Raw genomic sequence first — 19,282 nt, 5'->3', positions numbered from 1 at the left:
GGGCCACTCACTCCTGTGTCAGCGACAGCAGGGCTCGTGCCGCCAGCTGGTAGCCCAGCGCACCCATGCCGACGATGACCCCTCCCGCCAGGGGCGCGATGACCGACTCGTGCCGGAACTGCTCACGCGCCCACACATTGGAGAGGTGCACCTCTATCCACGGCCGGGGGTAGTTGGCCAGGGCGTCCCGCAGACTCCAACCCGCGATCATCAGTGCGCCGGGGTTGACGATCGCGCCGACCGAGTCGTAGTTGTCCTGGATCGCATGGATCAGCTCGCCCTCCGATTCACGCTGGACCGAGACCACGTCCCAGCCCCGCTCCTCCACCTCCTGGGCCACGGAGCGCTCTATGTCCGCCAGGGTCGCCTTCCCGTAGACCTCCGGTTCGCGACGGCCGAGAATGCCCAGGTTGGGACCGTTGAGAAGTAGCAGTGTGCTCATGAGGCACCCTTCGTGTCGGCGGTAGATGTGAGGTCGTCCCGAGGGGCGGGACTCATGCCGGCGAGTGTCTCGACGACTGCGCGCTCCGGGACGTCGTGCACCAGCTCCGGTCCCCGCGGTCCGTCCAGGACGAACGACAGGCCGGTGGTGGCCTTCTTGTCCAGCCTCATCAGAGCGACGAGGGTGTCCGGTGACGGCCCGGCAGGCAGCTCGGTGGGCAGCGAGTAACTCGCCACGACCGCGCGGTGTTCCGCGACCCGGGCCTCGTCGATACGGCCCAGCGCGCCGGCCAGCCGTCCGGCGAACACGGTGCCGATCGCGACACCCTCGCCGTGCCGGACGGCGTAGTCGGTCGCCCGCTCCAGGGCGTGTCCCAGCGTGTGGCCGTAGTTGAGGATGTGCCGCTTCCCCGAGTCCCGTTCGTCGGCGGCGACGACGGACGCCTTCAGGGCGACACTCGCGGCGATCTGCTCGTGGGTGGACAGGCCGCGCAGGTCACCCGCTCCGATGAAGTGGCACCTGGCGATCTCGCCGTAGCCGTTCAGCCACTCCCGGGGCGGCAACGTCTCCAGGTAGTCGGTGTCGCACAGCACGGCCTTCGGCTGCCAGTACGCCCCGACCAGGTTCTTCCCCTGCGGCAGGTTCACCGCGGTCTTCCCGCCGACGCTCGCGTCGACCTGGGCCAGGAGCGATGTCGGCAGATGGATCACCGGAACACCGCGGTGGTAGAGCGCCGCCGCCAGGCCCACCGAATCGGTGGTCGTCCCGCCTCCGCAGGAGACCACCGCGTCCGTCCTGGTCAGCCCGAACTCGGCGAACCGGCGGCAGAGTTCCTCCACCGTCGCCAGCGTCTTGTCGGCCTCGCCGTCCTTCGCCTCCAGCGCCAGCGCCGGCACACCCGGGTCCGGGACCCAGTCACGGGGCCTCGCGGACACGATGACGACCCGTGCCGCGCCGAGTTCGGCCACCACCTCGGGCAGGGTGTGACGCACGCCGGGGCCGATCCGCACGGAGTACGACCGCTCACCCAGCGGCACCTCGATCCGCCGGAATTCCTGGGGCATGTCCTTGCTCCTCGTCGTCCGTCGCTACGCAGGCCGCCACGGCCGCAGCATGGACCACGCGGTCGCGCCCGCAGCCCAGGTTCGCATGAATGCAGGGGGCTCGACACGTGAATAGGGGTGAGAGATCCAACATAGGGGTGTCGCCTCCGACGGCGGAGAAATACGATTCACAAAATCCTTACCTGTGGTTGTCGAACAGCCACCGGCCTGGAACGGGTGAGAGCGATGATTGAGCAGTTGCTCGCAGCGGAAGTCGCATCGTACGAAGCGTTCGAGGATCCGCCGGGGGTCACCCTTCTTTCCGAGGAGGAGGCACTTGTTCGCGATTCCGTGGAGTCACGGCGCCGCGAATTCACCACGGGACGTCATTGTGCCCGCATGGCGCTTGCGCGCCTCGATGTCGTCTCGGACCGGCCCATCCTCTCGGGTCCCAGAGGGGAGCCCCTCTGGCCGGACCAGGTGCGGGGGAGCATCACGCACTGCCGCGGATACCGGGCCGCCGTGGTGGCCCGAGCCTCGGAGATCGCCTCCGTCGGCATCGACGCGGAGCCCGACCAGCCACTGCCTGACGGAGTCCTCGAGGCCGTGGCCCTTCCCGAGGAAGAGGCCAGGACGAAAGAACTTCTCCGCAGCTTTCCCGGCGTGCGCTGGGACAGAATGCTTTTCAGTGCCAAGGAAAGCGTTTATAAGACCTGGTTTCCGATCACCCGCCGGCCTCTTGGATTCGAGGATGCTCTCATCGAGATCGACCCGGTTGGCGGCACGTTCTCCGTACGCATTCTTCCGCAGGGTGCACGTGGAATCCGTAATGCCCCTGAGGGATTCACCGGCCGCTGGACCGCCGGAAAAGGGCTCGTGGTCACAGCGATTTCTGTGACGGCCGCCGAGCGACCTCTCGACCTGAACCCCGACCGAACCCCTGACATCCACCGAGGAGTAGGTACCGCATGAGTATCGTCGAGCCCAACGTAATTCTCCGGGGTGGCCCTTCCCCCTATCTCTCCGAGGAGCAGCGCATTCGCCACGTGGAGCGCCTGGACGAGAAGCTGAAGCTCCCCCGGGGCAACCGGTACGAGCACTTCGAGCCCACGGCCGAGAGTGAAGTGCACGAAGGAGTCGCCCTGCGGGTCTTCACCTGGACCGGGGCGACGCAGTTCGCGGAGTAGGACCCGGGTGCCTACGAGGTGAGTTCGGCACGGGCCGAAGGTGCGGTGCTTCCTCGCCGTCGGAGCCGACGGCGAGGAAGTGCTCGCCCGTGTCCGGGCCGCTTGCCGCCTACGGGGACGAGGCCCCGCCCGTCCGTGCCGGCGTCAGGGAAGCAGCGACGTGATCGTCCGGGAGACCGAGGCGATGACCTGCGGCGCGTGGTCGTTGAGGTAGAAGTGGCCCCCGCTGTAGGTGTTCAGCTCGAACCCTCCCGCGGTGTGCTCGGCCCACGAACCGACCTCGTCCACGCTCGCCTTGGGGTCGTCGGTACCCGTGTGCGCGTGAACCGGTGCCGCGAGGCGCGGCCCATCGGTGTAACGGTAGGTCTCCGCCGCCTTGTAGTCGCTCCGGATCGCCGGCAGCACCATACGCATCAGCTCCTCGTCGCCGAACACCTGGGCCCCGGTGCCGTTGAGCGACCGCAGTTCCTCGATCATGCCGTCGTCGTCACGGAGATGAACGGACTCGTCCCGGTGCCGGCAGGGCGCCCGCCGTCCGGAGGCGAACAGCACGAGTGGCATCACGCCCTTCTGTTCCAGCCGCAGCGCGACCTCGAAGCCGAGCGTGGCTCCCATGCTGTGCCCGAACAGTGCCAGCGGCCGGTCCGCCCAGGCGAGCACCTGGTCGACCACCGCGTCGGCCAGCTCCGGCAGATTCTCGATGCACGGCTCCGCGCGCCGTTCCTGTCGCCCCGGATACTGCACGGCGAGCACGTCGACACCGGGCGACAGTGCTTTGGACACAGGGAAGTAGAACGGCGCGGACCCTCCGGCGTGCGGGAGGCACACAAGCCTGGCCCTGGCGTTCTCGGAGGGGTGGAACCGCCGGATCCACAGGGCGGGGTCGGTGAGATGCGCGGTCACCTGACGTCCTTTCGAGTCACGGGCCGGAGCGAGATCGCGGCCGGCCGAATGCCCCCATCACCCTTCCGGCCGCCGGTGATCGGGCACAACCCCTAACCTCCGGCTAGGGGTCGACCAACTCTTCACAGAAGGCAAGAAATGGAACCAGCAGTTCCCGGCGTCTCCGCGCCGCAGATCTCCGGCAGCACGCGCCTCTACGCCGTCCTCGGGGCGCCCGTCGAACAGGTCAGGGCACCGTCGCTCCTGAACCCGCTCTTCGCCCGGCTCGGCATCGACGCGGTGCTCTTCCCCGTGCACGTGGACCCCGAGGCCTTCGCGGGGGTCCTCCACGGGCTCACACGGATGAAGAACCTGGACGGTCTCCTCGTCACCATCCCGCACAAGGCGGCAGCCCTGCGCCTCGCGGACGAGGTGAGCCCGGCAGCCGCAGCGGCCGGAGCCGTCAACGCCGTGCGCCGCGAGCCGGACGGCCGGTGGAGGGGAGAGAACTTCGACGGCACGGGCTTCGTACGCGGACTGACCGGAGCAGGCCACTTTCCCGACGGCAAGCGGATCGTCGTGATGGGCGCCGGTGGCGCGGGCAGCGCGATAGCGGCAGCTCTCCTCGCGGCCGGCGCCGCTCATCTGACGGTCTGCGACCCGGACGCGGCCAAGCTCCGCGACCTCGTCGCACGCCTGGAGGAACACTGGCCCGGCCGCGCGACGGGCGAGGCGGACCCCGCCCTCGGGCACGCGGACATCGTGGTCAACGCAACCCCGCTGGGCATGCGCGCCGACGATCCGCAGCCGTTCCCGGTGCGGGCACTGGCCCCGCGATGCGTCGTAGCGGACGTGATCATGAAGCCGAGCGAGACCGCCCTGCTGAAGGCAGCCGCCGCGCACGGCCATCCCATCCTGCACGGCGCCCACATGCTCGACCACCAACTCGACCTCTACCGGACCTTCTTCCGGCTCGACGAGCCGCAGAGGCGGTGAACCGCCGTACCGGCTCCCGTCTGCCGTGACGTTCCCTCGGGCCCTGCCGTCGGCCGTCTGTCGGAATCCTGTCGGACGCATGTCGGTGGCGCTTGGTCCCATGGCGGCATGACGCGAATCGACACGAGCCCCGAGGCCGGCCGGCCCGCCATCCGGGTGCGGGGACTGGTCAAGCACTACGGCGAGACCAAAGCACTGGACGGCGTCGATCTGGATGTCCGCGAAGGCACCGTCCTCGGAGTCCTGGGCCCCAACGGTGCCGGCAAGACGACGCTGGTCCGTTGCCTGTCCACTCTGGAGCTGCCCGACGCGGGCACCGCGCTGGTGGCCGGGTGCGACGTGGTGAACGACCCCCGCCGGCTGCGCCGCATCATCGGCCTGACCGGACAGTACGCCTCGGTGGACGGGAAGCTGTCCGGGTGGGAGAACCTCTACATGATCGGGCGGCTGCTCGATCTGTCCCGCAAGGACGCCCGGCGCCGTGCCGAGGAGATGCTGGAGCGATTCTCGCTGACCGAAGCCGCGAAGCGGCCCGCCATGCAGTACTCCGGAGGCATGCGGCGCCGGCTGGACCTCGCGGCCTCCATGATCGGGCAGCCCGCGGTCCTCTACCTGGACGAACCGACCACCGGCCTCGACCCGCGCACGCGCAAGGAGGTGTGGGCGGAGGTCCAGCGGATGGTGGGCGAGGGCGTCACCGTCCTGCTCACCACCCAGTACATGGAGGAGGCGGAGAAACTCGCGAGCGAGCTTGCGGTCATCGACCGGGGCAAGGTCGTCGCCACCGGCGGGGTGGACGAGTTGAAGGCCAAGGTCGGCGGCCGGACGCTCAAGATCAGGCCGTCCGACCCGGCGCAACTCCCCGCCATGCAGCGGGCGGTCGCCCAGTCCGGTCTCGAAGGGATTGCCGGGGCGCACGCCGCTGTGGAGGAGTCCCTCCTCTACGTCCCGATCCTCCACGACGAGCATCTGACGTCGGTGATCAACCTGTTGGGCACCCACGGCTTCGGCATCTCGCACATCGGCACCCACCTGCCGAGCCTGGACGAGGTGTTCCTGGCGATCACCGGACAGAAGTCCACCTCCGCCCTGTCCGACAAGCCCGCGGACCGCGCGTCCGACACCCTTCCCGAGGAGGTCGCGGCATGAGCACAGCGACGTATTCCCCGTCTTCGTCCACCGCTCCGCCCTCGCAGCCCAATCCGGCCGGCCACGACTCCGCAGGCCGGCACCGGATCGGCCTGCGGGCGAACCTCAGGCACATCGGCGCCTTCACCCGGCGCAACATCATGCAGATCAAGCAGGACCCCGAGTCGATGCTGGACGTCGTACTGATGCCGGTCGTCTTCACCCTCCTGTTCGTGTTCGTCTTCGGTGGATCGGTCGGCCAGGCGCTGGGAGGCGACAGCGACTCGTACGTCAACTACGTGGTGCCGGGGCTCATGGCGATGCTGGGCATGAACGTCGCCATGGCGGTCGGCAGCGGCGTCAACGACGACTTCCGCACGGGAAGCATGGACCGGTTCCGGACGATGCCGGTCGCCCGGTCCTCGGTACTGATCGCCAAGATCGTGGTGGAACTCGGCAGGATGCTGATCGCCATCACCATCCTGCTGGGTGTGGGTTTCGCGCTCGGCCTGGAGATCAAGACCTCGGTGCTCGCGCTGCTCGCGTCCGTCGGGCTGGCCGCGGCGTTCGGCTCGTCACTGATGTGGATCTTCATTCTGCTCGGGCTCACGATGAAGACCACGCAGGCCGTCCAGGGCATGGCGATGATGGTGCTCATGCCGCTGCAGTTCGGATCCTCCATCTTCGCCCCGCCCTCCTCGATGCCGGGCTGGCTGCAGGCGTTCACGGACTACAACCCGCTGTCCAACCTCGCGGACGCGGCTCGCGGCCTGATCAGCGGCGGGCCGGTCGCCCACTCCGCCGGCATGACCCTGGCCTGGGCGGGGGCGATCACCCTGATCACCGCACCGCTCGCCGTGTCCAAGTTCCGCCGCAGCACCTGAGACCGGCCCCGGACCGGACGGTTCAGACAGCCGAAAGAGAGGCCGCCTCCTCCACGGTGAGGCGGCCTCCTTCGGCGTACAGCAGCTCGAAGGCGGCGTCGGTCAGGCCGGCGCGGATCGCTGCCTCGGCGTTCTCGTGCGAGGTGCGCTCCTGAATCGCGGGGGAGTACCCGGGGGGCAGCAGGGCGTCGGCCGCCCCCAGCAGCCGGGCCGCGTTCGCGACCCGGACCGTGCCCCCCAGCCCGGCCAGCGCACGGGCCATGGTCATCAGGTGCACGGCAGGCATCTGCGGTGCGACCAGCGCGCCCAGCGGGTCCCGGGCCCGGTCCAGCGCCTCCCGTGCGCGGTCGAGCGCGTCGGCGTAACGGCCGTCCAGGTTGGCCGTCCAGGCCAGCAGTCCGTGTACGAGTCCTTCGAACGTCGCCAGGCTGGAGTACCTGAACGTACCCAGCAGCCGCTCCAGTTCGGCTCGCGCCTCGTCGGTGCGGCCGGTGCGGTTCAGCCGGACGGCCAGGGTCATCCGCGCGGCGGGCTCCACCATGTGACTGTGCCGGTCGGCCTCGGCGAGAACCTCACGCAGCACCGCCTCGGCCTCCGCGTCCTGCTCCGGCTCCGTCAGGACGCCCGCCAGCCGGGTCTTCAGCACAGCGACCTGGGACAGGGCGCCCAGCCGCTGGGCGTGCCGGATCGCGGCCCGGAAGTCCTGTGCCGCACCGGCGTTGTCACCGACGCGCTCATAGGACTCGCCCCGGACGGACAGTGCCTCCGCCGCACCCCAGGAATCGCCGAGCCGGGTGAACAACGCCAGGCTCTCGTCGGCGTCCCGGGCCGCCTCACCGGTCTTGTCACCCCGGTTGGCCAGCATGTTCGCCCGCAGTTGCAGCGCGGAGGCCAGATCCCAGTCGTCACCCAGCGCGCGACAGGCTTCGACGGCCTGGTTGACGAGCTGCAGCAGGCGGCCCGGATCACCGGTCAGCATGACGGCGTGGATCCACAGCACCCCCGGCGTACGGCAGGTCTGCGGCACTCCGGGCGAGTAGACCTCGACGATCCGGCCGCAGTACTCCACCGCCTCGGGCATGGTCCACCTGTCGAGCTCGTGGCTCATGGAGGCGAGATGGATGAGCCGCACGCCGCGCCGCGCCTCGACGAGCAGATCCGGAGCCATCGGCGGCGGGGCGTCGGTGCACCGCTCGTACAGCGGAGGAGCGGGCGCCGCCGGGGCGGCGAACGGGTCGGGGCCGAGCGCCGCGACGGCTCCGGACCAGTGTCTGGCGTCGGCCCGCAGATCGCGGATCTGCCAGTACCACGCGAGGGTGTGGACAAGACAGAGCGCCTCGTGTTCGTCCCGCGCGGCCACCGCCCGGCGCAGGGCCGCCCGCAGGTTCTCGTACTCGTTCTGGAAGACCGCGACAGCCGCCTGCTGCCCGTCCCCGCGCAGCAACGGGTTGGTGCGCCGGGCCAGTTCCCGGAAGTGGACCAGGTGGCTGCGCTCCGCCCCGGCCCGCCTCCCGGACTCGTCCAGCCGTTCGGCGGCGTATTCGCCGATCGTCTCCAGCAACCGGTAGCGCATGCCCGTCCCGGAGGCGGTCGGCGCGGTCGCCACCACCAGCGACTTGTCGACGAGTGAGCCGAGCAGGTCGAGGGCGCCGGCTCCGCACACCGCTTCGACCGCCGGCAGGTCGCAGTCGCCCGCGAACACGGACAGTGCGCACAGGACCGCGCGCTCCTCGTCGCCGAGCAGGTCCCAGGACCAGTCGACGACCGCACGCAGGGTCTGCTGCCGGGGGAGTACGGTCCTGGACCCGCCGGTGAGGAGCAGGAACCGGTCGTCGAGCCGGTCCGCGATCTGCCGGGGCGTGAGTATCCGCAGCCGGGCGGCGGCCAGTTCGATGGCGAGGGGAAGACCGTCCAGCCGACGGCAGATCTCGGCAGCGGCCTCCGGATCGTCCTCGGGCCGGAAACCGGGGCGGGCGGCGACGCCGCGTTCGGTGAAGAGCCGCAGGGCCATCGGGACGGGCAGCGGCTCGACCGGGCGCAGGACCTCACCCGGAACCCCGAGGGGTTCACGACTGGTGGCCAGGACGGTGACCCCGGGGCAGCGGGCCAGTACCTCCTCGGTGAGCCGGGCCGCCGCGTCCACGACGTGCTCGCAGTTGTCGAGCAGCAGGAGCATCCTGCGTCCGCCGCAGTGCTCGGTCAGCCTGACCAGCGGCGCGTCTCCACTGCCGCGGTCGACGGCGCGCAGCTCCTCCGTCTTCGCGCCGGGCAGCACGGTCTGACGGGCCCCGAGGGCGGTGAGTACGACCTCGGGGACCGTCGCCGGGTCCTCCACAGGCGCGAGTTCCGCCAGCCAGACACCGTCCGGCCAGCGGCGGTCGGCGTCGGCCGCCTCTGCTGCCTCCATGGACAGACGCGTCTTGCCGGCACCTCCGGGTCCGAGCAGGGTGACCAGCCGTGCGCGCCCGAGGTCGGCCCCGATGGACGCGATGTCGTCCTGCCGGCCGACGAAGCTGGTCAGGCGCGCCCGGAGCCTGCCCCTGGGGCCCGCGTGTTCCTCGACAGCCGCTTCTTGACCGGGCGGAGCGAGCAACTCGCCATGCAGCGAGCGCAGTTCGTCGCCCGGATCGGTGCCCAGGCGGTCGGCGAGGTCACGGCGCAGCGCCTCGTACGCGTCGAGTGCCTCAGCCGTACGGCCGGTCGCCCGCAGAGCACGCAGCCGCAGAGCCTGCAAGGGTTCGTCCAGCGGGTGCTCCTCGCACAGGGACATGAGTTCGGGCAGCGCCTCCTCGGCCCGTCCGAGCACCAGCAGCGCACTCAGCCGTTCACGACGGGCCGCGAACAGCCGTGTGTCCAGCCGGCCGGCCTCGGTGCTGTGCTCGGGCAGGTCGGCGAGGGCGGGCCCGCCCTGCCACAGCGCCAGGGCCTCGTCGAGGAGTGTGAGGGCGGCGGACGCGTTGCCCGCGGCCAGGGCGCGGGTGCCGTCGCGGGCCACCTGCTCGAAACGGTGGGCGTCGACGTCCGCCGGGGCGGCGGACAGCGCGTACCCGCCGTCGGCCGAGGTCACCGTCCCGGGGCCGAGCGCTCTGCGCAGCCGCCCGACCAGTGCGTGGAGGGCGCCGGCCGAGTCGGCGGGTGGTTCGTCCACCCACACCGCGTCGACGAGGAGCGACACCGGGATGCTGTGCCCCGGCCGCAGGGCGAGGGCCGTGAGCAGCGCGCGCAGCCGGGCCCCGCCGACGGCGACAGGGGTTCCGTCCTCGCGGAAGGCTCGGGCGGGGCCGAGGATCTGGTAGCGCACGCGTCCATTCTCCCGGATGCGCGTGTCCGGGGTGCGCGAGGGATCCGTTGCCGGGTCAGGCGGGTCCGTGGTGGCAGCCGGAAGCGCCGCACCCCGGCGTAGGACGCGTGGGGTGCGGCGCTCCGTCATGCGGGGATCAGCGCAGCTGCTCGTACGCCGGCAGCGTCAGGAAGTCCGCGTAGTCCTGGTCCAGGGAGACCTGGAGCAGCAGGTCGTGGGCCTGCTGCCACTTGCCGGTCTCGAAGGCCTCGTCGCCGATCTCCGCGCGGATCGAGGTCAGTTCCTCGGCGGCGACCTTGCGGGCCAGGTCCGCCGTCGCGTGCTCGCCGTTCTCGAAGACGACGTCCGCGTTGATCCACTGCCAGATCTGCGAGCGCGAGATCTCGGCGGTGGCCGCGTCCTCCATCAGGTTGAAGATGGCGACCGCGCCCATGCCCCGCAGCCACGCCTCGATGTAGCGGATGCCGACCGCGACGGCGTTGCGCAGGCCGTCGTACGAGGGCTTCGCGTCGAGTGTGTCGACGGCGATCAGGTCGCCCGCCGCGACCGAGACGTCCTCGCGCAGGCGGTCCTTCTGGTTCGGCCTGTCGCCGAGGACCGCGTCGAAGGAGGCCATCGCGATCGGGACCAGGTCGGGGTGGGCCACCCAGGAGCCGTCGAAACCGTCGCCGGCCTCGCGGTCCTTGTCGGCCTTGACCTTCTCGAAGGCCACCTTGTTGACCTCGGCGTCGCGCCGCGAGGGGATGAAGGCCGCCATGCCGCCGATCGCGTGCGCCCCGCGCTTGTGGCAGGTGCGGACCAGGAGTTCGGTGTACGCCCGCATGAACGGGGCGGTCATCGTCACCAGGTTGCGGTCTGGCAGGACGAACTTCGAGCCGCCGTCACGGAAGTTCTTGACGATGGAGAAGAGGTAGTCCCAGCGGCCCGCGTTCAGCCCTGAGGCGTGGTCGCGGAGCTCGTAGAGGATCTCCTCCATCTCGTACGCGGCGGTGATCGTCTCGATCAGCACCGTCGCGCGGACCGTGCCCTGCGGGATGCCGACGTAGTCCTGGGCGAACACGAAGATCTCGTTCCAGAGACGGGCCTCCAGGTACGACTCCGTCTTCGGCAGGTAGAAGTACGGGCCCTTGCCGAGGTCGATCAGGCGCTGCGCGTTGTGGAAGAAGTAGAGGCCGAAGTCGACCAGCGCGCCCGGCACCGGGGTGCCGTCGAGCTGGAGGTGGCGCTCGTCCAGGTGCCAGCCGCGCGGGCGCGTGACGACGGTCGCGAGCTCCTCCGCGGGCTTGAGGGCGTACGACTTGCCCGACTTCGGGTCGGTGAAGTCGATGTTCCGGGTGTAGGCGTCGATCAGGTTGAGCTGGCCGGTGACCACGTTCTCCCACGTGGGGGCGGACGCGTCCTCGAAGTCGGCGAGCCAGATCCTGGCGCCGGAGTTCAGGGCGTTGACGGTCATCTTGCGGTCGGTCGGGCCGGTGATCTCCACCCGGCGGTCGTCCAGCGCGGCCGGGGCCGGGGCGACCTTCCAGGTGTCGTCCACGCGGACCGCTTCCGTCTCCGGCAGGAAGTCCAGCGTGGAGGTGCGGGCGATCTCGGCGCGGCGCTCGCCACGCCGGGCGAGCAGCTCGTCACGCCGGGGTGTGAACCGCCGGTGCAGCTCGGCCACGAACGCGAGGGCCGCATCGGTCAGGACCTCGTCCTGCCTCGGCAGGGGCTCGGCATCGACGATGGCCAGCGGGGACGGCGCTGGTGCGGACATGAGCTGTCACTCCTTCAGCGGGGTGGTGCGGCGGCATCCCACGGCCGCCGGGTCGCCCGTGACGGCACGGGGTGCCAGGGCTCCGAGGTACGGCCATGGGCGCCGCCGAGGACCGGAAGCGGAACCATGTGCTTCTGATCAGTGGATATTAGTTTCCTCATGGTGGAAGTTCAATGGTTTGTTGATGTCGAGATTCTCCGGCTCGACAGACGCGCCGCCACGGTGGCGCGGCGTGCCAGTCCGGCACGGCCCGTTCACTCCAGATGCCTGAGGTCCTCCACCGTGTCGATGTCGTGGGCCCGGGCCACGTCGGAACACTCGACGAGTGTGATCGCATCGCGGTGTGCCCGCAGGTACGCCCGAGCGCCCTGGTCGCCGACCGCACCCGCCGCGACGCCCTCCCACCGGTCGGCCCCGAACAGCACGGGGTGGCCGCGCCCCCCGTCGTACGCGGCGGCAGCCAGCGTCGTCCGGGACCGGTACGCCGAGCGGACCCGGGCCACGGCCTCCGCCCCGATTCCCGGCTGGTCGACCAGCAGCACGAGGGCGGCGTCCACGTCCGAGCCGGTGAGAGCGGCCAGCCCCGCCCGGAGCGAGGAGCCCATGCCCTCCTCCCACGAGGGGTTCTCCGTCACCATGCACGCCGAGAGGTCCGCCTGGGCCCGCACCTCTCCGGCCGAGGCCCCCAGCACGACGCACACGGGACCGCACCCGCCGTTGCGCAGGGCCCGCACCCCGTGCTCCACGAGGGGATGGCCGCGATGCTCCAGCAGCGCCTTCGGCCGTCCGCCGAGACGACGGCCGCCACCGGCGGCGAGCAGCACCCCGGCGACGACAGGGATCCGTTGTGTGTGAGACATGTGCCCTGAATACCACTGCGGCGTTCGGATCGGCGGAATGGTCGCCACCCCTCGGGGGTACCCTCCTTCCTTGTCGGCGCAATGGCTCACGCCACCTCCGCCGGCGTCGACTCGGCCATGGGTCGGGGCACTTGAGCTCTGCTCCGGGCGGGTCGACACATCGGCGGACGGATGTGCGAGGGGGAGTGCCTTGTTGCGAAGCGTGGGGCAGGAGCGGTCGACCGGAAGCACCGAGGACCCGAGGGTGACTGAGCTGCGTACGGCCGTCTCGCGGCTCCGCCGCGAACTCGCCGGACACCCCGCCGAGTTCCCGGACCGGGGTATAGCCGAGGACGAGCTGGCCGCACTGGACGCCATGGCCGTCAGCGGCAGGCCCGAGATCCCCCGGCTGCGCCGCTCGCTGCTGCTGGTCGCGGGGGCGATCGGTTCGGTCAGCGCGCTGGCGCCCCGCCTGCGTGACGTACGGATCGCCGTGGACCTCTTCGGGGAGCCGCGGCACCGCCCGTGAGGTCAGCGGCGGATCAGCCGGCGTGCGGTCGCCGCGGCGACCGCCGAGGTGCGTGAGTCGACGCCCAGCTTGGCGTAGATGTGCACCAGATGGGACTTCACCGTCGCCTGGCTCAGGAACAGCCGCTTGCTGATCTGCTGGTTCGACAACCCGTCGCCGACCAGCTGGAGGACCTCCAGCTCACGTTTGGTCAGGGACCGGGCGGGGGTCCGCATGCGGTCCATCAGACGGTGGGCGACCGCCGGGGCGAGGGCCGACCGGCCCGCCGCCGCCGTGCGTACCGCAGCCGCCAGCTCCTCGGGAGGTGCGTCCTTGAGCAGGTAGCCCCCGGCCCCCGCCTCGACGGCGGCCAGGATGTCCGCGTCCGACTCGTAGGTGGTGAGGATCAGCACCCGGGGCGCGCCGGCCGCCGCCGTGATCGCGGCGGTGGCTTCAGATCCGTGCATCCCCGCGCCGAACTGCAGGTCCATCAGGACGACGTCGAAGGCGCCGGTCGCGGCGAGGGCGACCGCCCGCTCGGCGGTGGCGGCCTCGGCGACGACCTCGAAGTCCGGTTCGGTGTCGAGGACGGCACGCAGGCCCGCCCGGACCACCGGGTGGTCGTCGGCGAGCAGCAGCCTGATCGGGCCGGTCATGGGGTGGTGTCCTCTCCGTCCGCGAGGGGCAGTGGCAGGGTGACCGCCAGCGCCGTGCCCTGTCCCGGCGCCGACTCCACACTCAGCGTGCCGCCCAGCGAACGGGCCCGCGAGCGCATCGCGGGCAGGCCGAAGCCCCCGCTGTCCGGGCCGTGCCGCATCCCGTCCGATGACCCGGGGTCGAAACCGCACCCGTCGTCCACGACGTCCAGCGACACCGACGTCTCCATGAAACTGAGGGTGATCTCGGCGTGCCGCGCCCCCGAGTGCCGCACCGTGTTGGCCAGCGCCGACTGAGCGGTACGGAGCAACGCCACCTCGTACGGGGTCGGCAGCTCCACCGGCGTGCCGCTGACCGCGAAGTGCACGGTGAGATCCGGTGCCGAGGTGCGGGACGACAGCCGGGACAGGGCCGCCGCCAGTGAGCCGTGCTCCAGGTCGGGCGGACTCAGCGCCCGTACGAAGCGGCGGGCCTCGGCCAGGTTGTCCTGGGCCGCCTCGCGGGCCCGGCGCACATGGGCGGTGGCCGGCGCGTCGGCCGGGAGTGTGTGTTCGGCGGCCCGCAGCAGGAGCTGGATGCTGGACAGGCCCTGCGCGAGGGTGTCGTGGATCTCGCGGGCCAGCCGTTCCCGCTCGGCGAGCGTGCCCGCGGTACGCTCCGCTTCGGCGAGCTCCGCCCGGGTGGAGACCAGCTCCTCGATGAGCTCGCGCCGCCGTTCGCTCTCCCGGAACAGCGCGTCGTATCCGAGTACGGTCGCCACGGCGACCGCCGCCCCGAGCAGCGGGCCGATGAACGTACCCGGCGTGATCTGCCGGCCGTGCAGCACGAAGCTGGTGATGGCGGCGGCCGCGGTGACCACCACGGCGGGCAGTCCCCACCGCACCGGGAGCAGGTGCAGCTGCAGGAAGTACAGCGGGAAGGCCACCCACAGTGCGTCGGGCGACAGGGCCAGCAGGGCCAGCCAGACCGCGCCCAGCGCGCCCAGCCACACGGCGGCGGCCCGGGTGTGCGGCTGTACGACGGGGGCCAGCGCGCCCGCGCCGTACAGCGTGGCCATCACTCCCGCCAGGACGACCACCGCGGTGTCGTCCGTCGCCCGGGTCGCGGCGAGTGCCAGCAGGCCCACCAGCAGCGCGTGCAGACAGAACCGCAGTGTGGTGGTGACGGGAGTGTGCGCACGCGGATCCATGGTCGTTCCAGCGTAGAGGCGACAACCGCGGAGCCGGTCAACCGAAAGGTTGATGTCCGCCCCGTCCGGCGCGCGATGTGAGCGAGGGCCCTGGGCCCGAGCCTGGATTCATGTTCGTTGCATGGAGAGATCTGAGATTCGCCAGGGGCCGGTTCGCGCTCATGGGCACGGTCGTGGTGCTGATCACGCTGCTCGTCGGGCTGCTGTCCGGTCTGACGGCCGGGCTGGCCAGGGAGAACACCTCGGCCGTCACGGGGCTGCACGCCGACCGCCTCGCGTTCGCGGCCCCGCCGGACGGCCGGTCGGCGGCGTTCAACGACTCCGTCGTGGAGGAGAGGGCCTGGCACACCTGGGCCGCGCTGCCCGGGGTGACCGCCGCCGAGCCCCTCGGGATCCGGACCCTGAACGCCGCCACCGGCGACGGGGACCGCACGACCGCCGTCTCGGCGTTCGGCGTCCGGCCGGACGGGGAGCTCGCACCCGGGACGGTCGGAGCAGGCCGGGTGGTGCTCGCCCGGCAGGCCGCCGACGACCTCGGTGCCGGAGCGGGCGACACCGTCCGGCTGGGCGCCGCCGAGGTGACCGTCGACGCGGTCGCGGGAGACGCCTCCTACAGCCACACCCCGGTGGTGTGGGCGTCGCTCGACGACTGGCAGCGCATCAGCGGCACCGGGCGGCAGGCCACCGTGATCGCCCTGACGACGCACGGTGCGGACCTCGCGGCCGGTGACGAGGCGGCGGGCACCCGCACACTCACCCTGGACGAATCCCTCACCGCGATCGGCTCCTACCAGGCCGAGAACGGTTCGCTCCAGCTGATGCGGGGCTTCCTCTTCGCCATCTCCGCGCTGGTCATCGGGGCCTTCTTCACCGTCTGGACCATCCAGCGCAGCGGCGACGTCGCCGTGCTCAAGGCACTCGGCGCCTCCACCCCGTACCTGCTGCGGGACGCCCTGGGGCAGGCCGTCGTGATGCTCGCCGCCGGGACGGGCACGGGCACCGCGCTCGCCACGGGCATCGGCGCGTTCGTCGGGGGAGGAGACGGCGCAGTGCCGTTCGTCCTCGACGCCTCGACCGTCCTCGTGCCGGCCGCCGTCATGATCATCCTCGGCGCGCTCGGGGCCGCACTGTCCATCCGGCGGATCACCGCCGTCGACCCCCTCACCGCACTCGGGAGCGCCCGATGACCCTCACCCTCACCGACGTCACCCTCACCTACCCCGACGGCGACACCCGGCTCACCGCCCTCGACCGGATCTCCCTGGACGTCCCCGCGGGCACACTCACCGCGGTCGTCGGGCCGTCGGGTTCCGGCAAATCGAGCCTGCTCGCCGTCGCGGCCACGCTGGTCACCCCGGACGGCGGGCGGGTCGTCGTGGCGGGCACGGACACCGCCGGACTCAGCCGCGCGGAGAAGGCCGTACTGCGCAGGGAGCGCATCGGCATCGTGTTCCAGCAGCCGAACCTGCTGCCGTCCCTGACCGCGGTCGAGCAGGTGCAGGTGATGACCCACCTGTCCGGCGGGTCGCTGCGTGCCGCCCGGGTACGCGCGCTGGACCTCCTGGACGCGGTCGGCCTGGCCGACAAGGCGGACCGCAGGCCGCACCAGTTGTCGGGCGGCCAGCGCCAGCGGATCAACATCGCACGGGCCCTGATGAACGAGCCCGCGGTGCTGCTCGTCGACGAACCGACCAGCGCGCTCGACCACGAGAGGGGCGCCGCTGTCCTGGACCTGCTGGCGGGGCTGACCCGCGAACGGTCGACGGCCACCGTCCTGGTCACCCACGACCGGGCGCATCTGGACCGGGTGGACGGGGCGGTGACGATGGAGGACGGCCACCTGACCGCATCAGCGCCGGTCTGAAGACGCGGACCGACTCCCCGGACCTGTGCCCCGGAGCCGTACCTGAACCCCGCAACCGATCCGGGCCCGGCGCCGGGCCCGGATCGGTTGCGGGGTCGAGCGCATCCGGCCGGACACCTCCGCCTCAGGCAGTCGGCCCGCTGCTCGCCAGGGCCACGGAGAGCTCCTTCGCGATCTCCTGAAGGATCGGCACGATCCGCTCGGTCGCGGTCTCCGTCACCCGGCCCGCGGGCCCGGAGATGGAGATGGCGGCCGAGGTGGGGGAGTCCGGCACCGATACCGCGAGGCAGCGGACGCCGATCTCCTGCTCGTTGTCGTCCACCGCGTAGCCCGCGCGCCGCACCAGTTCCAGCGCGTCGAGGAAGCCCTCCGGTGTGGTGATCGTCTTCTCGGTGGCGGCCGGCATGCCGGTACGGGCCAGCAGCGCCCGCACCTCGTCCGCCGGCGTGTGCGCGAGCAGCGCCTTGCCGACACCGGTGGAGTGGGGGAGCACCCGCCGGCCCACCTCGGTGAACATCCGCATCGAGTGCTTCGACGGCACCTGGGCGACGTAGACGATCTCGTCGCCGTCGAGCAGCGCCATGTTCGCCGTCTCGCCGGTCTCCTCGACCAGGCGCTGCAGGTACGGCCGCGCCCAGGTGCCCAGCAGCCGGGACGCGGACTCGCCGAGGCGGATCAGCCGCGGGCCCAGCGCGTAACGCCGGTTGGGCTGCTGGCGCACGTAGCCGCACACGACCAGGGTGCGCATCAGCCGGTGGATGGTGGGGAGCGGGAGCCCGCTGCTGGCGGAGAGTTCGCTGAGCCCGACCTCGCCCCCGGCATCCGCCATGCGCTCCAGCAGGTCGAAGGCGCGCTCGAGGGACTGCACGCCGCCGCTGGGACCGGCGGGCTTGGAGTCGGATGTGCTGGCGTGGGACGGCGGCACGTCAACGGTCCTTTCGAAGCGGAGGCAAGGCAGCAGCCTACCGGGCCGCTCCCGATCGGCCCACTGCTCCCGGTGCGGCGTCCTTGCCGGTCAGGACCTGTTTTGTCCCGGTGTCGGCGGTCCGGCCCGCGTTCGGCCCGAAGCACGGTGATGCTGCTCCTGGCTCATTCTACGTTCCGCCTGTCGAAAATGAACTTTTACTTCGTGGAAACCTCTAATCGAAGCTGCGACGTGTGGCCCGCCGGCCGGTGCGGCGGACGGGAGGGTCTTGACGGGCCGCTTTCCCGAGTGAAGACTCCTTCAACAAATCGTTGAATTCTGCGTGAGGAGCACAGGTGTCCGATGCGGACGTGAAGCTGGTACTCCGCTCGACCCGCGTCGTCACCCCCGAGGGAACCCGTGCGGCAGCGGTCCTCGTCGCCGGCGGGGAGATCGAAGCGGTCCTGCCGTACGACGCCGAGGTGCCGGGCGGGGCCCGCGTCGAGGACTTCGGCGACGACGTCCTGCTGCCGGGGCTCGTCGACACCCATGTCCACGTGAACGACCCCGGCCGCACCGAGTGGGAGGGGTTCCACACCGCCACCCGCGCAGCGGCGGCGGGCGGCATCACGAGCCTGCTCGACATGCCGCTCAACTCCCTCCCGCCGACCACCACGGTCGAGCACCTCGGGGTGAAACGGCGGGTGGCCGCCCCCAAGGCGCACATCGACACCGGCTTCTGGGGCGGTGCGATCCCGTCCAACACGAAGGACCTGCGTCCGCTGCACGAGGCGGGGGTGTTCGGATTCAAGTGCTTCCTCTCGCCCTCCGGCGTCGAGGAGTTCCCCGAGCTGGACCAGGAGCAACTGGCCCGCGCCATGGCCGAGATCGCCGGATTCGGCGGCCTGCTGATCGTGCACGCCGAGGATCCGCACCACCTGGCCGACGCACCTCGAAGGAGCGGTGGGAAGTATGCCGACTTCCTCGCCTCCCGTCCGCGTGACGCCGAGAACGCCGCGATCGAAGGCCTCATCGCCCACGCCGGACGCCTGAACGCCCGCGTCCACGTCCTGCACCTGTCCTCCTGCGACGCGCTGCCGCTGATCGCCGCGGCCAAGAGGGAGGGCGTACGCGTCACCGTCGAGTCCTGCCCGCACTTCCTCACCCTGACCGCCGAGGAAGTCCCGGACGGCGCAACGGAGTTCAAGTGCTGCCCGCCCATCCGGGAGGCCGCCAACCAGGATGCGCTCTGGGCCGGGCTCGCCGACGGCACGATCGACTGTGTCGTCTCCGACCATTCGCCCTGCACCACCGACCTCAAGACCCCTGACTTCGCCTCCGCCTGGGGCGGGATCTCCTCACTGCAGCTGGGCCTGCCCGCCATCTGGACCGAGGCGCGCCGGCGCGGCCACACCCTGGACGACGTGGCCCGCTGGATGTCCGCCGGACCCGCCGAACTCGCCGGACTCACCCGGAAGGGCGCCATCGAGGCCGGACGGGACGCGGACTTCGCGGTCCTCGCCCCCGACGAGACGTTCACCGTCGACCCGGTCCGGCTCTTCCACCGCAACCAGGTCACCGCCTACGCGGGGAAGACCCTGCACGGCGTCGTCAAGTCCACCTGGCTGCGCGGCACGCGGATCGTGTCCGACGGCGTACTCGCCGAACCCACCGGCCGCCTCCTCGAAAGGGACCACTGACC

18 protein-coding genes are annotated in these 19,282 nt (G+C 71.2%); 9 read left to right on the top strand and 9 right to left on the bottom strand.

The window, feature by feature from the left end:
- Window positions 1–7 precede the first annotated feature (7 nt).
- Together ABZ441_RS24910 and ABZ441_RS24905 are read right to left on the bottom strand one after the other, a co-directional pair.
- A complete protein-coding gene (locus ABZ441_RS24910; RefSeq protein ID WP_358978021.1) occupies window positions 8–442 on the bottom strand; it encodes a type II 3-dehydroquinate dehydratase in 435 nt (144 codons plus the stop codon).
- Complete coding sequence (locus tag ABZ441_RS24905; RefSeq protein WP_358978019.1) at window positions 439–1,506, bottom strand: 3-dehydroquinate synthase family protein; 1,068 nt, start codon at window positions 1,504–1,506, stop codon at window positions 439–441. Before ABZ441_RS24905 ends, ABZ441_RS24910 begins: the two co-directional genes overlap by 4 nt.
- Before the next feature lie 225 nt (window positions 1,507–1,731).
- Between ABZ441_RS24905 and ABZ441_RS24900 the strand changes: the two genes are divergently transcribed.
- Together ABZ441_RS24900 and ABZ441_RS24895 are read left to right on the top strand one after the other, a co-directional pair.
- Window positions 1,732–2,457, top strand: coding sequence for a 4'-phosphopantetheinyl transferase superfamily protein (locus ABZ441_RS24900; RefSeq protein ID WP_358978017.1), 726 nt, complete (start codon window positions 1,732–1,734; stop codon window positions 2,455–2,457).
- Window positions 2,454–2,672: a DUF5988 family protein gene (locus tag ABZ441_RS24895; RefSeq protein WP_205021172.1), complete on the top strand. Its 219-nt coding sequence runs from the start codon at window positions 2,454–2,456 to the stop codon at window positions 2,670–2,672. Before ABZ441_RS24900 ends, ABZ441_RS24895 begins: the two co-directional genes overlap by 4 nt.
- A 144-nt stretch (window positions 2,673–2,816) precedes the next feature.
- Here the strand turns inward: ABZ441_RS24895 and ABZ441_RS24890 are convergent, their stop codons facing one another.
- Window positions 2,817–3,575 (bottom strand): alpha/beta fold hydrolase, encoded by a 759-nt coding sequence (locus ABZ441_RS24890; RefSeq protein WP_358978014.1) that lies wholly within the window; start codon window positions 3,573–3,575, stop codon window positions 2,817–2,819.
- 138 nt (window positions 3,576–3,713) lie between these two features.
- Here ABZ441_RS24890 and ABZ441_RS24885 point away from each other — a divergent pair, with 138 nt between their 5' ends.
- From ABZ441_RS24885 to ABZ441_RS24875, 3 genes are all read left to right on the top strand, one after another.
- Window positions 3,714–4,550 carry a ThiF family adenylyltransferase gene (locus ABZ441_RS24885; protein WP_358978012.1) on the top strand — a complete coding sequence of 279 codons (837 nt, stop codon included), beginning with the start codon at window positions 3,714–3,716 and terminating at the stop codon, window positions 4,548–4,550.
- A gap of 108 nt (window positions 4,551–4,658) precedes the next feature.
- Window positions 4,659–5,699, top strand: a complete 1,041-nt coding sequence (locus ABZ441_RS24880) for an ATP-binding cassette domain-containing protein (protein ID WP_358978010.1) — start codon at window positions 4,659–4,661, stop codon at window positions 5,697–5,699.
- Entirely contained in the window at window positions 5,696–6,562 is an 867-nt protein-coding gene (locus ABZ441_RS24875; RefSeq protein ID WP_358978008.1) for an ABC transporter permease, read from the top strand. Before ABZ441_RS24880 ends, ABZ441_RS24875 begins: the two co-directional genes overlap by 4 nt.
- Window positions 6,563–6,584: 22 nt before the next feature.
- Here ABZ441_RS24875 and ABZ441_RS24870 read toward each other — a convergent pair whose 3' ends face one another.
- The 3 genes from ABZ441_RS24870 to ABZ441_RS24860 form a co-directional block, all read right to left on the bottom strand.
- A complete protein-coding gene (locus tag ABZ441_RS24870; protein ID WP_358978005.1) occupies window positions 6,585–9,863 on the bottom strand; it encodes a BTAD domain-containing putative transcriptional regulator in 3,279 nt (1,092 codons plus the stop codon).
- Window positions 9,864–9,999: 136 nt separating this feature from the next.
- Entirely contained in the window at window positions 10,000–11,619 is a 1,620-nt protein-coding gene (aceB, locus tag ABZ441_RS24865) for a malate synthase A (RefSeq protein ID WP_358978003.1), read from the bottom strand.
- Window positions 11,620–11,873: 254 nt separating this feature from the next.
- Window positions 11,874–12,479 (bottom strand): nucleotidyltransferase family protein, encoded by a 606-nt coding sequence (locus tag ABZ441_RS24860; RefSeq protein ID WP_358978001.1) that lies wholly within the window; start codon window positions 12,477–12,479, stop codon window positions 11,874–11,876.
- 190 nt (window positions 12,480–12,669) lie between these two features.
- Here ABZ441_RS24860 and ABZ441_RS24855 point away from each other — a divergent pair, with 190 nt between their 5' ends.
- Window positions 12,670–12,987 (top strand): DUF5955 family protein, encoded by a 318-nt coding sequence (locus ABZ441_RS24855; protein WP_358977999.1) that lies wholly within the window; start codon window positions 12,670–12,672, stop codon window positions 12,985–12,987.
- Window positions 12,988–12,989: 2 nt separating this feature from the next.
- Here the strand turns inward: ABZ441_RS24855 and ABZ441_RS24850 are convergent, their stop codons facing one another.
- Together ABZ441_RS24850 and ABZ441_RS24845 are read right to left on the bottom strand one after the other, a co-directional pair.
- Entirely contained in the window at window positions 12,990–13,622 is a 633-nt protein-coding gene (locus ABZ441_RS24850) for a response regulator transcription factor (protein WP_358977996.1), read from the bottom strand.
- Window positions 13,619–14,812, bottom strand: coding sequence for a sensor histidine kinase (locus ABZ441_RS24845; RefSeq protein WP_358977994.1), 1,194 nt, complete (start codon window positions 14,810–14,812; stop codon window positions 13,619–13,621). The genes ABZ441_RS24850 and ABZ441_RS24845 overlap by 4 nt, the downstream gene beginning before the upstream one ends.
- A gap of 110 nt (window positions 14,813–14,922) precedes the next feature.
- Between ABZ441_RS24845 and ABZ441_RS24840 the strand changes: the two genes are divergently transcribed.
- Together ABZ441_RS24840 and ABZ441_RS24835 are read left to right on the top strand one after the other, a co-directional pair.
- On the top strand, window positions 14,923–15,999 hold the full coding sequence (locus tag ABZ441_RS24840; protein WP_358977992.1) for an ABC transporter permease: 1,077 nt from the start codon (window positions 14,923–14,925) through the stop codon (window positions 15,997–15,999).
- The gene (locus ABZ441_RS24835; RefSeq protein WP_358977989.1) at window positions 15,996–16,676 is read left to right on the top strand and encodes an ABC transporter ATP-binding protein; all 681 of its coding nucleotides are present in this window, start codon (window positions 15,996–15,998) and stop codon (window positions 16,674–16,676) included. Before ABZ441_RS24840 ends, ABZ441_RS24835 begins: the two co-directional genes overlap by 4 nt.
- A 124-nt stretch (window positions 16,677–16,800) precedes the next feature.
- Here ABZ441_RS24835 and ABZ441_RS24830 read toward each other — a convergent pair whose 3' ends face one another.
- Window positions 16,801–17,601: an IclR family transcriptional regulator gene (locus ABZ441_RS24830; RefSeq protein WP_358977987.1), complete on the bottom strand. Its 801-nt coding sequence runs from the start codon at window positions 17,599–17,601 to the stop codon at window positions 16,801–16,803.
- A 335-nt stretch (window positions 17,602–17,936) separates the two neighbouring features.
- Here ABZ441_RS24830 and allB point away from each other — a divergent pair, with 335 nt between their 5' ends.
- Window positions 17,937–19,280, top strand: a complete 1,344-nt coding sequence (gene allB / locus ABZ441_RS24825) for an allantoinase AllB (RefSeq protein WP_358977985.1) — start codon at window positions 17,937–17,939, stop codon at window positions 19,278–19,280.
- Window positions 19,281–19,282: the final 2 nt, after the last annotated feature.

The organism is Streptomyces sp. NPDC005752 (assembly GCF_040630715.1).
In the GTDB taxonomy this organism is placed as follows: Bacteria; Actinomycetota; Actinomycetes; order Streptomycetales; family Streptomycetaceae; genus Streptomyces.
The sequence above is the reverse complement of the archived record's forward strand: the minus strand, read 5'-3'. Positions and strand labels throughout refer to the sequence as shown.

Excerpts from the sequence above, each read along its gene's own strand:
- ABZ441_RS24875 (WP_358978008.1), top strand. The coding sequence starts at position 5,696 with ATGAGCACAGCGACGTATTCCCCGTCTTCGTCCACCGCTCCGCCCTCG.
- ABZ441_RS24910 (WP_358978021.1), bottom strand. The coding sequence starts at position 442 with ATGAGCACACTGCTACTTCTCAACGGTCCCAACCTGGGCATTCTCGGC.
- ABZ441_RS24850 (WP_358977996.1), bottom strand. The coding sequence starts at position 13,622 with ATGACCGGCCCGATCAGGCTGCTGCTCGCCGACGACCACCCGGTGGTC.
- ABZ441_RS24880 (WP_358978010.1), top strand. The coding sequence starts at position 4,659 with ATGACGCGAATCGACACGAGCCCCGAGGCCGGCCGGCCCGCCATCCGG.
- ABZ441_RS24885 (WP_358978012.1), top strand. The coding sequence starts at position 3,714 with ATGGAACCAGCAGTTCCCGGCGTCTCCGCGCCGCAGATCTCCGGCAGC.
- ABZ441_RS24895 (WP_205021172.1), top strand. The coding sequence starts at position 2,454 with ATGAGTATCGTCGAGCCCAACGTAATTCTCCGGGGTGGCCCTTCCCCC.
- ABZ441_RS24840 (WP_358977992.1), top strand. The coding sequence starts at position 14,923 with ATGTTCGTTGCATGGAGAGATCTGAGATTCGCCAGGGGCCGGTTCGCG.
- ABZ441_RS24905 (WP_358978019.1), bottom strand. The coding sequence starts at position 1,506 with ATGCCCCAGGAATTCCGGCGGATCGAGGTGCCGCTGGGTGAGCGGTCG.
- ABZ441_RS24835 (WP_358977989.1), top strand. The coding sequence starts at position 15,996 with ATGACCCTCACCCTCACCGACGTCACCCTCACCTACCCCGACGGCGAC.
- aceB (WP_358978003.1), bottom strand. The coding sequence starts at position 11,619 with ATGTCCGCACCAGCGCCGTCCCCGCTGGCCATCGTCGATGCCGAGCCC.
- ABZ441_RS24845 (WP_358977994.1), bottom strand. The coding sequence starts at position 14,812 with ATGGATCCGCGTGCGCACACTCCCGTCACCACCACACTGCGGTTCTGT.
- ABZ441_RS24900 (WP_358978017.1), top strand. The coding sequence starts at position 1,732 with ATGATTGAGCAGTTGCTCGCAGCGGAAGTCGCATCGTACGAAGCGTTC.
- ABZ441_RS24860 (WP_358978001.1), bottom strand. The coding sequence starts at position 12,479 with ATGTCTCACACACAACGGATCCCTGTCGTCGCCGGGGTGCTGCTCGCC.